Raw genomic sequence first — 12792 nt, 5'->3', positions numbered from 1 at the left:
GCACTTTTCTCACGGCGGAAAGTTTCAGTGTATGTTTGAATGAGCCTAACGAGCTCAGTGTTTATCATTATATTTTTTTCAGCATCACTTAGGTTACTGGATATAATACAGTTTGTCTACTTTCTAACTCCAAAGCATATCACTTTGGAGTTCAATTGACGACTTATTCTTCTTCTGCACTTTGTTTATTTGGCAAGAAAAGAGAGAGGACAATACCAACTACTGCTGGGAGTAACCATGGGAGGGATTGGGCAGCAAATGGTAAAGTTTTAATGACGTTTGCCAGACCTGTAAATTTGAAGGTGCTTGCAAGAACATCTGCAATCGCCACCAAGCTAACTAAGAAAATAGTTAGTTGCATTCCTGGTTTTGATAGTTGAGTAAATTTGTTTACAATCACAATCAACACAATAGTAATGGTGATTGGATAGAGGATCATCAAGACAGGTAATGAATAGGCAATAATGGCGCTCAAGCCAAGATTGGCAATCGCAAAACCAATCAAAGTGAAGATTGTCGCATAGACCTTGTAAGAGATTTTAGGGAAGGTATTATGGAAGAATTCCCCTGTTGACACGATCAAACCGGCTGTTGTAGTGAAGCAAGTCACCGTCACCATACCCGCAAGGAAGATTTGAGCAGCTGGGCCAAAGATAGCCTTGGTCGCTTCTGAAAGGACATAGACCCCTTTATTGGCATCAGATGCCATTACTTTTGCTGGAATTGGGAAATGATTTCCAAGGTAACCCAAACCAATGTATAAAATACTAAAGCCAATGGCTACGACAATCCCAACGATCCAGATGGTTTTAATGTATTCCTTCTTGCTGGTGAAACCAAGTTGATTGAGGGTGGTTACCGCAATCACACTAAAGGCCACTGAAGCGAGGGCATCCAAGGTATTATACCCTTCAAGGAAACCTTGACCAAAGGCAGATGCTTGGTAGGCTTCTGTTGCTACTTGTGGCGCGTGTCCGCTGTATTTGAGGGTGCCGAGGACAACCAATACAACAATCAAGATAGCAAAGACAGGAGTTAAAATCCGACCAATACTATCTAAGATTTTAGAAGGATGAAGGGCAATCAAATAGGCTAAACAGAAATAAACCAAGGTGAAAACGAAGAGACTAAGTTTTCCACTTGAATTTCCTAACAAGGGGGCAATCCCAACTTCGTAGGAAACGGTAGCCGTTCTCGGAATGGCAAAGAAAGGGCCAATAGAGAGGTACAAGGCTACTAGATAAACGATAGCAAACCAAGGGGCGATTTTACGTGAAATCTCATGAATATAGCCTTTAGGATTGAGCGTCCCAATGATCAAGGTAATAATCGCAATTCCTACTCCTGATAAGACAAATCCAGCAATAGCTGGCAAAAAATGGCTACCCGATTGGGCACCTAGTGCAGGCGGAAAGATTAAGTTCCCTGCACCGAAGAAAATACCAAATAACAGTAAACCTGTTAAGGAACCTTTTCGTAACATGTGTTCTCCTTTACATTTTTCAATCTTATCTAGTATATCAGCTTTCTTCCACCACGGCAATTCTTTTTACTGGAATAATTGCATTTAAAAATAACTTAAGACAAAGAAGACTCTACTGTAGATTCTTATATACTTCTTCATCCATTAATTAAAAAAGTGCTTCTCTGCTATCTAACAGAGGAGCACTTTTTGTTTTTAATCTTCACTAAAGCGTCGGTATTGGATGCGGAAATCAAAATAATTCTCTTCCTGAAGTTTACGGAAGATATCACGATAGGCCTCCTCATCGAAGCCCTCTCCTCGGTAGAGAATCTCGAAACTAAGGTCTTCGTATTCAAGAAAAGCATTGGCTGTTTTAAAGCCATTTCGGATATAGAAATCCATCCGAGCTTGACGTTGCTCTAGATTATCACATTCTTCATCCAATCGCTCAACTTCTAACAACATGGTCCGTTGGTAAAATTCCACTAATTTTTCAATAATTTCTTGACCATAGCCGTGACTCCGCAAGTGAGGCATAATGGCAAAGAAACTGACGTAAAAGGCCTTAGCATTTGAAATAGCAAAGGCAAATCCGACAAATTCTTCCTCATTGTAAAAAGCGAAAAAGTGAGCGTCATCATTATCCGTATAGCGTAAAAACTCCGATAAAGGAATCCGTTCCTCTTCTGGAAAAGCTTCAATGTTAAGCCTTTCGACCTTATCCAAATCTGGGAACGTTTCAGTGATTAATTGGCTGGTTAAGCGCATAAAGCCTCCATTTCTGCTACGATTATAGCAAATAAAACAACCACCTTCAAGAAATCCGACTTCTAACAAAATGAAGTGTTTTGCCTAACAAAAAAGAGCGACTGCTCTTTTTTGACGGTTTTATTGAGCTTCTACTTTCTTGGAAAATTGGCTCATGTACAAGTCGTAATAGAATCCTTTTGCTTCCAAAAGAGACTCATGGTTCCCCTGTTCGATGATTTGCCCCTCTTTAAGAACTAAAATCTTATCCGCTTCTTGGATTGTAGACAAGCGGTGAGCAATGACAAAGCTAGTCCGTCCCTTCATCAAGTTCTTCATAGCCTTTTGAATCAAGAGTTCCAGACGGGTATCCACTGAAGACGTCGCCTCATCCAAAATCAAAATTTTAGGATCAGCTAGCAGGGCACGCGCAATGGTCAACAACTGCTTCTGTCCCAAAGAAATATTACTAGACTCTTGGTTCATCTCCATATTGTAGCCCCCCGGAAGCGTCCGGATAAAGTGGTCTACATTGGCAGCTTTGGCAGCAGCGACAATCTCTTCGTCTGTTGCATCCAAGTTTCCAAAGCGCAGATTTTCTTTAATGGTCCCTTCATAAAGCCAAGCATCCTGAAGAACCATCCCAAACTGCTTGCGATAATCTTGGCGAGATAGGTCGCGGATATCATGCCCATCTACCGTAATAGCCCCCTTGGTCACATCGTAGAAACGCATCAGCAGATTGATGAGCGTGGTTTTCCCAGCCCCTGTCGGTCCGACAATGGCCACCATCTCACCAGGCTTGACCTCCAGGTTAAAATCACGGATCAATGGCTTATCTTCCACATATTGGAAGTCCACATGGTTAAAGCTAACCTGTCCAGTCAATTCCTTGTATAGAGCTTCATTTTTACCGAGTACTTCATCTGGTTCATCAAGGACTTGGAAGACACGATCCAGTGAAGATTTGGCACTTTGCAAGGTTCCAGCCAACTGGCTCAAGTTTTGAATAGGCTGATTGATCTGCCAAACATACTGGACAAAAGCCTGCATGTTCCCTACTGTCAGACGACCTGCAAGAACTTGAATAGCACCAATAACTGCGACCAAAAGATAGGTCAAATCAGAGATTGCATTCAGAATAGGCATCATCAGTCCAGAAATAAAATTCGCTTTAAATCCAACTTGCTGGAGTCGACGGGTAATGTCACGGAAGTCTTCTTGCGATGATTCTTCCCGTACATAGAGTTTTAAGACGTTGAAGCCACTCAAGTTTTCCTGAACAAAACCATTTAGAGCTCCAAGGACATCAGCCTGCTCCTTAAAGTAAGGCTGGGATTTCTTCATAATCAACTGGGCACCGAAGAAGGTGATTGGGATAGAGGCAATCACGATTAGACCCAAAGTGAGGTTGAGATAGAGCACCATAGCGATGACCAAGCTTAAGGTGAAAATGGCATTCACAATTTGAAGGAAGGACTGCTGCAAGGCATTAGAAACAGTTTCGACATCGCTGGTAAAGCGACCAAGAAGATCTCCGAATTGGTGCTGATCAAAGTAAGAAACAGGGATGCGATTGATTTTTTCAGATAGGTCATTACGCATATCCTCGATCATGCTTTGGACGGCATTGGTCATGAAATAGTTGGAATAATAAGATCCAAGCTCATATAAAACTCCACGGAAGAGATAGACGATCATGACCCAACCAACATAGCCAGCGTTAATCTCAGCTCCCGCTACTCCTCTAGCCATATCTGTCAGGTTAGCGGTCAATTCTGTGATAGCGAGTCCAAGAATATAGGGCTCAATAACACTCATGATCACACTCAGAATCTTTAGGAGTGTAGCGAAAATAACGGCAAAACGATAGGCTCTTAAATAGCCCCAAAGACGTACAAAACTGGAACGTTTTTCTTTCATTTTCTCCTCCCTCCTATTCTTCTGTTAATGATTGGTTATTCAACTGAGAGCGAGCGATCTCACTGTAGATTTCATTGGTTGCCAGGAGTTCCTCGTGGGTACCACGACCGACGATTTCTCCATGATCCAAGACGATGATTTGATCCGCATCCATGATGGTCCCAACCCGCTGGGCTACGATCAAGACGGTCGCATCTCCTGTTACTTCCTTGAGACGTTTTCTAAGTGTAGCATCTGTCTTGTAGTCAAGAGCCGAGAAGGAATCATCAAAGATATAGATATCCGGCTCTTTAACAACTGCACGCGCAATGGATAGACGTTGTTTCTGTCCACCAGAAAGGTTACTTCCCCCTTCTGCTAAATGAGTGTCAAACTGCTCTTCCTTGCTTTCGATAAACTCTTTAGCTTGGGCCACATCTGCTGCCTTATCTAGCTCCTCAATGCTGGCATCTTCTTTTCCGTAACGAAGGTTTTCAGCAATAGTCCCCGTGAAGAGTAAGGCCTTCTGTGGGATAAATCCGATCTTATGGCGCAAGGCTTTGATGTTGAAATCACGCACATCTACACCATCCACTAAGATTTTCCCTAGGGTCACATCATAGAATCGAGGAATGAGCTGGACCAGAGAAGATTTCCCAGAACCGGTCGATCCGATAAAGGCAATGGTCTCACCCGGCTTAGCTTTAAAGGAAATATTATGAAGGACTGGACTCTCTGTCTCACCAGGATAGGCGAAGGTTACATTGTCAAACTCCAGATAACCCTTGGTTTCTGTCTCAGTAACTCCATTTTCATTTGGATCGATAGAAATCGGCATATCCATGATTTCCTTCAAACGATGACTGGAGACAGCCGTCCGTGGATACATAGTAAAGAGATTAGCTAGGAAAAGAAAAGAAAGCAAGGCGTGAAAACTGTATTCGATAAAGGCGACAAGATTCCCGATTTCTAAACTGCCATCGCCTAGGGGATCTAAGGCGAACCACACAATAGCTACAATCATGGCGATGATGATTTGGACAAAGAGCGGCTCCGTCAAGCCGGTCAATTTAAAGAGTCTATTGGAGTTGTCCGCATAGATTGCATTGGCTTGGCCAAATTTTTCTTCTTGGAATTCTTCACGCGCAAAAGCACGAATCACCCGAAGTCCCGTAAGGTTTTCGCGCGCATATTGATTGAGTTTATCCAGGGTTTCCTGCTGCTTCTCTGACAAAGGTTTGGTCTTGATAGCTACATACCAGACGACCACAGCCAAAAATGGCATCGAAATCGCCACAATCCAGGCAAGCGATGGACTCGTCTGTAAAATTAACAGAATACTGGACAGCATCATGATAGGAGTGATGACGCCAAGCTTCAACATCTGATCAGAAAACTGCATCAAGACAAAGGCATCTGAGGTCATTCGCGTCACCAAGGAAGAAACCCCAATCTTTTCATACTCGTGGTGAGAATACTCCTGAAGCTTCTCATAAAGGTCATTTCGCATATCCATGACCATGGTGGTAGTGATCTTCCCAACTGCATAGGCCAGAACGATTCGACCGAGAATCCCCACAATGATCACACCAAACATAATCCAGGCCCAAAAATAAACCCGTTCCATATCTCTCGGATTGATCCCCTCATCAATCATACGAGCTAGAACAGTTGGCAAACCGAGATTGACAATCACAAAAAAGATGGCTGCTGTAAAATTCAAACACAACCATTTTGGATATTTTCTCAAATAGGACCAAATATATCCCATACCTTTCTCCTCTCTATACAATAAAAAAGCACCCTCAAGCACTTTTTAAGCTATTTTACAAAGCACGTTGGCTCCTTCAAGTCATCCCTATTATATCAGATCCCCCCTAGGCTAGCAAGGAAAAGAGCTGATGAAAAGCAAAGAATAAAAAAGAGGATAGCCTCCGCTATCCTCTCTATATACGATTATTTTTGACGTTTGAATTTTGCATCTTTGAAGAAAGCAAAAACTTCATAATCACTAGAATCAGCTTTTGATACATCCAAAGTCAAAACATCACCATCAATCTTATACTTGACTTTATCTTTACCACCTTCTGCTGATTCAAGAGTTTTAGCATTCTGATCAGCTTTCAGGTCAATTGTTTTCTCCTTGCTTTCACCAAGAGCTTTCATTTTGATAATCATCTTAGCTTTTGTATCTTTGATTTCAATTGTCATTGTCAAATCAAATTGATCAATAACCTGCTCAAGTTGCTCATCAGTAGCCCCTTGCTTTTTAAGGATACTTTTAATTTGATCCTTCTCAGCTTTATAGACATATTTCCCATTGTCGCTAGTTGTAGAACCACAAGCTACAAGGAAAATTGCACCAACTGCCAATAAAGCAGCAAAGACAAGACGTTTAAAGTATTTCATCAGAAATCTCCTTTTTGTTTATAAAAACTATTCTATCAAAAAAATAAAAGTCTAACAACATAATAAATTAGTAAAAACTTGGAAAGTAGAACACTATTCGGTGGAGGCAACACACTCCCAAAAATTAGGGTTTCGATTTGATAAATCCAACAGAAATCAGCATTTTGATTAGCTCAATACCTATTTTCTGGAGACCCAAAAAGTAGATAGCCCTATACTATCTACTTTATATATTTTATTTTTGACGTTTGAATTTTAAATTTTCCTAATTTATATTATTTCATCAAATATAAAAGAATTGTAGATATTTTGATTGACAGAAATTAAGTTTAAAGAAGTATGATTTAAAAAAATAGACAATCATTTAATCCTCAAAGATTTCTGATTCCTATTTTGTGTTTAATAGTTTCATTCGGTTAAAAAGCTGCTAATATCACTTTCGGACTTAAATGCAATCGAAAACAGCTTTCTAATCTTGAAAAATTTAGATAGAATCCTACAGTAGACAAAGTACAGAATAAATTTTTTAAAAAAAACTTAATCTCAAAAATGTACACAAAAAAACCGAGGCCTAAACCTCGGTTTACATTTTGATTGGAAACTCTATTATTTAAGAGTAACTGAAGCTCCAGCTTCTTCCAATTTAGCTTTGATTTCTTCAGCTTCAGCTGTAGCAACACCTTCTTTGATAACGCCAGGTGCACCATCAACAAGTTCTTTAGCTTCTTTAAGACCAAGACCAGTGATTTCACGTACAACTTTGATAACGCCGACTTTCTTGTCGCCTGCAGATGTCAATTCGATATCGAATGAATCTTTAGCAGCACCAGCGTCAGCAGCACCAGCTGCAGCAACAGCTACAGGAGCAGCTGCAGTTACACCAAATTCTTCTTCGATAGCTTTTACAAGGTCGTTCAATTCAAGGATTGAAGCTTCTTTAATTTCAGCAATAATGTTTTCAATGTTCAATGCCATTGTTATTTCCTCCAAATAAGTTTTAAATTTTTTTATTTATAATTTTTGTAGCTAGGCTACGCTGCGTAGCTTAAGATTAAGCTGCGTCTTCTTTGTTGTCTGCAACCGCTTTGACTGCAAGAGCAACGTTGCGCACTGGCGCTTGAAGTACAGAAAGGAGCATAGAAAGAAGTCCTTCGCGGTTTGGAAGAGTTGCAAGAGCAAGAATCTCTTCTTTAGATGCGACAGCGCCTTCGATTGCACCACCCTTGATTTCAAGTGCGTCAGCGTTTTTAGAAAAGTCGTTCAAGATTTTCGCTGGAGCGATAACATCTTCGTTAGAAAATGCTACTGCAGATGGTCCAACAAAAACAGATGCAAGATCTTCAAGACCAGCTTTTTCAGCTGCACGACGTAAGATTGAGTTTTTGATCACTTTGTACTCAACTTCGCTTCCACGAAGCTCACGACGAAGAACTGTATCTTGTTCTACTGTCAAACCACGAGCGTCCACAACGACGATTGATGCAGCAGCTTTCATTTTCTCAGCTACTACGTCAACTAGTTCCGCTTTCTTAGCAATAATTGCTTCACTCATTAGTGTGTTCACCTCCGTAATTATTTTGCTTGGGGAATTTTTCCAAAAGAAAAACGCGCCCAAACCTAGACACGAAAGTACAATACGCTTCTTTTTACATGATACGTTTTGTCCTCGGTAGGATCTTTATGAGTCGAGCTCCCCTACTGTCTTAGGCAGTTTTTTCAAACCGTTATTTAGTGTATCACATAAAAAAAAAGAATGCAAGTATTTTTGCAAACTTTTTTTAAAAATAATTAATCTTTGTAAATAGTCTGGGTACGATTGAGCCATGCATAGGCCAAGCCCATGATGACTCCTCCTCCTACCCAGTTCCCTACAAAAGTGACAGTGTAATGACGAAGAACATTGAAGAACTCTAGGTGAGGCAAATCTTTAGAAATAGAATTAAACGTAGCCAGTGAGAAGGAAGCAAAGTTTGCAGCAATGTGTTCATTGGTAAGGAAAACAAACATATAAATTGCTGACAAAGCCATCAGAACTTTCGCTGTTTCATCTTTAAAGAATAAATAGGACAAAATAGCTATATTAACAAAGATGTTGGCAATAATCCCTTCAAAGAAGACCAATTGATTAGAGCGTTGCAATTTCATCTCTACAACCGAACCAAGGAAGCCCTTTGGATTCAAATTAGCAAAAGCACTTGTCTGACTGAAGAGAAATGCGAGTAACAAGGCACCAACTAGATTAAAAAATGTGCAATAGAGTAAAATTTCTAAAGCTTTCTTCCAATCAATCTTCTTTAGATAAACACCAGCTGTCAGGTACATCATATTTGAAGTCGTTAACTCACTATTTAAGAATAGTAAATAAACCAATCCCCACGCAAAAATAAATGGGAATAAGAAACGACCAGAACCTGGCAAGAAAGTGTTGAGAAGATCTGCCCCCACAATCCCTACAGCAGTACTCATTGTCAAAAACGCACCCGCGAACATAGAGCGAACCGCATAACGAGCTTTAGATGCCGTATACAATTCTTCCTTCTTCTGACATGCTGCTTCTACCTTAAGAACAAAATTTGATTCTCCCATCTGAATCTCCTTATATATTGAATTTGTGAACTTCTTCATTATATCATAGAATAGACTTTCTGAAAAGGTTTTCAGAAAAATTTAAAGTAAAAATCCTGAGTCCCACAAGAAAAATAAATAAATCGATTTAAAACGATAAAATAAAAAAACAGACTTTGAGAGTCTGTTTGAAATTCAATTTAAATCATATCTTACAAGAAACGATTCGCCCAAGCGATATCCAAGTTCAAGATTTCTTGAGTTGTATATTGTTGGCGATAAGGGTTGTAGACAGTACCTTCATAGCCACCATACACACTAGGTGAATCATACTGAGTAAGGTTGTAAGTTTCAATGATATGGTTCAATTTTGCATAGTAACTAGTGTCAGTAGCATAGACACCAGTTAAAGCAGCTGTTGCATCCTGATAGCTTGTTGTATTGCTCTTCCAAGCTCCTGCAAAATGACCTTGTTTCAAAACCGCAACGTAGTCTTGCAATGATTCATAGTAGCTAGGGTATGAACGGAAAGCATCATTGATGGTATAGGCATTTCCAGCACCGTCATCTTCCCAAGTTTGCATCACTGCAGATTGACCAGCATAGCTCCCTTTAATACCAAAAAGGTTATAGTGTGGATACGATGACAAACCAGATTGACCTGAACCACTTTCTAAAATGGCTTGAGCAATCATAACAGATGCATACAGATCATTTTCTTGACCAAGTTGGCGAGCAGATTCACCGATTTGTGAGATGAAGGCTTCTGTCGGATCTGCATATTGAGAATATGCTTCATCATTTGCTCCAACGTTTCCTACGTGCTCACTCATGGCTGCTGCTACTGTTCCTGCAGCTACCAGAGCTACTAAGGATCCAATCAATTTCGATTTATTTAGTATTTTTTTCAATGTGATAATCTCCTAATGTTTTAATGAAAACTCTTTAAGATGATTATAGCACAGAAAAGCATTAAATTGTTGAGTTCAATATTACGTTTTAATTACAATATCGAGATAAATCAAACAAATAAATAACAGATCAGTAATAATACGATTTATTCCGAGAAACTAAAGTTAAAAATTACATCCCAAGCTTCTTCTACTCCAGTTTTATTGACCGATGAAAAGATGATAAAGGTATCTGTTTTATCAAAATCCAATTTCTTCTTGATCATGGATTCATGCTTGTTCCATTTTCCTCTTGGAATTTTGTCGGCTTTCGTCGCAACCAAGATAACAGGGATCTCGTAATATTTTAAAAACTCGTACATCTGGACATCATCTGCTGAGGGTTCATGACGAAGATCTACCAAGCTGACAACCGCTCTTAAATTTTCTCTCGTTGTCAGATATTCTTCAATCATCTTGCCCCATTTCTCGCGTTCTTTTTTGGAGACACGGGCATACCCATAGCCGGGTACATCGACAAAACGAAGTTTGTCATCGATATTGAAAAAGTTTAACAACTGTGTTTTTCCTGGTTTTCCAGATGTACGGGCCAAGTTCTTGCGATTTAGCATGGTATTTATAAAAGAAGACTTGCCGACATTTGATCGACCGGCAAGTGCAACTTCTGGGATATCATCTTGAGGATAATGGCTTTTATTAGCAGCACTCAAGAGGATATCCGCATTATGAGTATTTACTTTCATAGAATTTCTTTCTAGGCAGTTTCTAAAATTGGTTTTTCAGTTCCGTTAACTGCTTCTTTGGTGATCCGAACCATTTTGACGTCTTCTTGACTTGGAACTTCAAACATCACATCCAACATAGTTTCTTCGATGATGGAGCGTAGTCCGCGAGCACCAGTCTTGCGTTCAATGGCTTTACTTGCAATTTCTTCTAGCGCTTCGTCATCAAATTCTAATTCAACATCATCGAAGGATAAGAGAGCCTGATATTGTTTCACCAAGGCATTTCTTGGTTCTTTCAAAATACGAACCAAGTCATCCACTGTCAATTGCTCTAATGCAGCAAGAACTGGAAGACGACCGATTAACTCAGGAATAATACCGAATTTTTGGATATCTTCTGCAATGATTTCTTGCATGTAAGAGCTGGATTCATCAATGGCTTTGTTGTTTTGACCAAACCCAATAATCTTTTCACCTAGACGTTGTTTCACAATTTCTTCAATTCCATCAAAGGCTCCACCAACGATGAAAAGAATGTTTTTGGTGTCAACTTGGATCATCTCTTGTTGAGGATGCTTGCGTCCGCCTTGAGGTGGAACACTCGCTACAGTACCCTCGATGATCTTCAAGAGGGCTTGCTGTACCCCTTCACCAGATACATCACGAGTAATCGAGACGTTCTCACTCTTCTTGGCAATCTTATCGATTTCATCAACATAGATGATGCCTCGCTCAGCACGTTCGATATTGAAATCAGCTGCTTGCAAGAGCTTAAGAAGGATGTTCTCAACGTCTTCTCCGACGTAACCCGCTTCTGTCAAGGCTGTTGCATCGGCGATGGCAAATGGCACATTTAAACTCTTAGCAAGCGTTTGAGCTAAGAAAGTTTTTCCTGAACCTGTAGGACCGACCATCAAAATGTTTGATTTTTGTAGATCCACATCGTTGTCATCTTCACGATTTTCGTGGAAGTTAATCCGTTTGTAGTGATTGTAGACAGCTACTGCTAGTGCTCGTTTAGCACGATCTTGACCGATGACATAGTGGTTAAGGATATTGAGAAGTTCGATTGGTTTTGGAACCTCTGAAAGGTCTGCCAAGACTTCCTCAGCTAATTCTTCTCGAATGATTTCTTGAGCTAACTCAACACATTCATTACAGATAAAGGCATTGTTCCCAGCAATAATCTTCTGTACTTCGTCTTGGTTCTTACCACAAAACGAACAATAAACCATCATATCGTTTGATTGATTTGTAGGCATTTTCTTCTCCCGATTCTATAGTCTGTTTGTAATTTATTTAAATAAAGTCATATAAAAGGCGTGAATAGAATTCACAAGATTAGTAAAGGCATTTAATAAGAAGAGGGTGGCTAAGCCATAGCGCTTTTTCCGAAGAGTCTGGGAAGCACATACCAGGCAAATCACGCATAAAACTGCTGTAAAAAAGCCAAAGATACTACGTTCCATCAACTAGTCTTCCTTTCTTTCAAAATGTCTAATAGTAAAGTCGTAAGGGTTTTTTTCATCTTTTTCGATTGTCCGCTCATCTAATAATTGAAACTGGTCCCACCGGAAGTCTTCCGGGAAGTAGGTATCTCCTTCCAATTCGGCATCGATGACAGTCTGATAGAGCTCCTCTAGATAAGGCTCGAAAAGACGGATGACCTTCTCACCACCGATAATAAAGAGTGACAAATCCTGTCCCTTATACCAGTTTAAAACGTCTTCAACTGAGGTTTTTAGCAAAACCTTTTCATTCTCTACATCATACTTGTCATCTCTAGAGAGAATAATATTGGTCCGATTTGGGAGGACACGTTTGTTTAAACCTTCGTAGGTGACTCTTCCCATGAGGATCGCATGGCCTGTAGTCGTTTGTTTAAAGTGCTGCAATTCAGCTGGTAAATGCCAAGGCATGACCTGATCTTTGCCGATCACTCCATTCTTCGTCTGAGCCCAAATGCCAATTACTTTCTTACTCATTTTTACATCCTTTATACTGATACTTCTATTTTATCAAATTTTTCAAGAAAAGACTGTTTCTAACTATTGCTTCCTTGAGCAAA

Annotated in this window: 12 protein-coding genes and 1 other annotated feature; all 12 genes read right to left on the bottom strand. The window is 40.0% G+C overall.

Features of this window, described 5'->3' with window-relative positions; genetic code table 11:
* Positions 1-163: 163 nt before the first annotated feature.
* Positions 164-1483: a branched-chain amino acid transport system II carrier protein gene (gene brnQ, locus EAI95_RS01995; RefSeq protein WP_129822038.1), complete on the bottom strand. Its 1320-nt coding sequence runs from the start codon at positions 1481-1483 to the stop codon at positions 164-166.
* 195 nt (positions 1484-1678) lie between these two features.
* Positions 1679-2233 (bottom strand): GNAT family N-acetyltransferase, encoded by a 555-nt coding sequence (locus EAI95_RS01990; RefSeq protein WP_048716068.1) that lies wholly within the window; start codon positions 2231-2233, stop codon positions 1679-1681.
* Positions 2234-2353: 120 nt separating this feature from the next.
* Positions 2354-4135 carry an ABC transporter ATP-binding protein gene (locus tag EAI95_RS01985; protein ID WP_129269205.1) on the bottom strand — a complete coding sequence of 594 codons (1782 nt, stop codon included), beginning with the start codon at positions 4133-4135 and terminating at the stop codon, positions 2354-2356.
* Positions 4136-4148: 13 nt separating this feature from the next.
* The gene (locus EAI95_RS01980) at positions 4149-5885 is read right to left on the bottom strand and encodes an ABC transporter ATP-binding protein (protein WP_129822037.1); all 1737 of its coding nucleotides are present in this window, start codon (positions 5883-5885) and stop codon (positions 4149-4151) included.
* Positions 5886-6070: 185 nt separating this feature from the next.
* The gene (locus EAI95_RS01975) at positions 6071-6523 is read right to left on the bottom strand and encodes a hypothetical protein (protein WP_129822036.1); all 453 of its coding nucleotides are present in this window, start codon (positions 6521-6523) and stop codon (positions 6071-6073) included.
* Positions 6524-7129: 606 nt separating this feature from the next.
* Positions 7130-7498, bottom strand: a complete 369-nt coding sequence (gene rplL, locus EAI95_RS01970; RefSeq protein ID WP_003016256.1) for a 50S ribosomal protein L7/L12 — start codon at positions 7496-7498, stop codon at positions 7130-7132.
* Between the two features lie 76 nt (positions 7499-7574).
* On the bottom strand, positions 7575-8075 hold the full coding sequence (rplJ, locus tag EAI95_RS01965; protein WP_048691273.1) for a 50S ribosomal protein L10: 501 nt from the start codon (positions 8073-8075) through the stop codon (positions 7575-7577).
* A gap of 38 nt (positions 8076-8113) precedes the next feature.
* Positions 8114-8249, bottom strand: a sequence feature (ribosomal protein L10 leader region).
* A gap of 62 nt (positions 8250-8311) precedes the next feature.
* Positions 8312-9109, bottom strand: a complete 798-nt coding sequence (locus tag EAI95_RS01960; RefSeq protein ID WP_126404285.1) for a formate/nitrite transporter family protein — start codon at positions 9107-9109, stop codon at positions 8312-8314.
* A 191-nt stretch (positions 9110-9300) separates the two neighbouring features.
* On the bottom strand, positions 9301-9972 hold the full coding sequence (locus EAI95_RS01955; RefSeq protein ID WP_232011430.1) for a glucosaminidase domain-containing protein: 672 nt from the start codon (positions 9970-9972) through the stop codon (positions 9301-9303).
* 173 nt (positions 9973-10145) lie between these two features.
* Positions 10146-10742, bottom strand: a complete 597-nt coding sequence (gene yihA / locus EAI95_RS01950) for a ribosome biogenesis GTP-binding protein YihA/YsxC (RefSeq protein ID WP_023023313.1) — start codon at positions 10740-10742, stop codon at positions 10146-10148.
* Positions 10743-10753: 11 nt separating this feature from the next.
* Entirely contained in the window at positions 10754-11986 is a 1233-nt protein-coding gene (gene clpX, locus EAI95_RS01945; protein ID WP_023023314.1) for an ATP-dependent Clp protease ATP-binding subunit ClpX, read from the bottom strand.
* Positions 11987-12196: 210 nt separating this feature from the next.
* The gene (locus tag EAI95_RS01935; RefSeq protein ID WP_129269219.1) at positions 12197-12709 is read right to left on the bottom strand and encodes a dihydrofolate reductase; all 513 of its coding nucleotides are present in this window, start codon (positions 12707-12709) and stop codon (positions 12197-12199) included.
* Between the last annotated feature and the right edge of the window lie 83 nt (positions 12710-12792).

This window comes from Streptococcus sp. bf_0095 (assembly GCF_004166885.1).
Lineage (GTDB): Bacteria > Bacillota > Bacilli > Lactobacillales > Streptococcaceae > Streptococcus.
Note: the sequence above shows the minus strand (reverse complement) of the source record. Positions and strands in the feature narration are given on the sequence as shown.

Coding starts and splice junctions, on each gene's coding strand:
- brnQ (WP_129822038.1), bottom strand. CDS start 1,483: ATGTTACGAAAAGGTTCCTTAACAGGTTTACTGTTATTTGGTATTTTC.
- EAI95_RS01990 (WP_048716068.1), bottom strand. CDS start 2,233: ATGCGCTTAACCAGCCAATTAATCACTGAAACGTTCCCAGATTTGGAT.
- EAI95_RS01985 (WP_129269205.1), bottom strand. CDS start 4,135: ATGAAAGAAAAACGTTCCAGTTTTGTACGTCTTTGGGGCTATTTAAGA.
- EAI95_RS01980 (WP_129822037.1), bottom strand. CDS start 5,885: ATGGGATATATTTGGTCCTATTTGAGAAAATATCCAAAATGGTTGTGT.
- EAI95_RS01975 (WP_129822036.1), bottom strand. CDS start 6,523: ATGAAATACTTTAAACGTCTTGTCTTTGCTGCTTTATTGGCAGTTGGT.
- rplL (WP_003016256.1), bottom strand. CDS start 7,498: ATGGCATTGAACATTGAAAACATTATTGCTGAAATTAAAGAAGCTTCA.
- rplJ (WP_048691273.1), bottom strand. CDS start 8,075: ATGAGTGAAGCAATTATTGCTAAGAAAGCGGAACTAGTTGACGTAGTA.
- EAI95_RS01960 (WP_126404285.1), bottom strand. CDS start 9,109: ATGGGAGAATCAAATTTTGTTCTTAAGGTAGAAGCAGCATGTCAGAAG.
- yihA (WP_023023313.1), bottom strand. CDS start 10,742: ATGAAAGTAAATACTCATAATGCGGATATCCTCTTGAGTGCTGCTAAT.
- clpX (WP_023023314.1), bottom strand. CDS start 11,986: ATGCCTACAAATCAATCAAACGATATGATGGTTTATTGTTCGTTTTGT.
- EAI95_RS01935 (WP_129269219.1), bottom strand. CDS start 12,709: ATGAGTAAGAAAGTAATTGGCATTTGGGCTCAGACGAAGAATGGAGTG.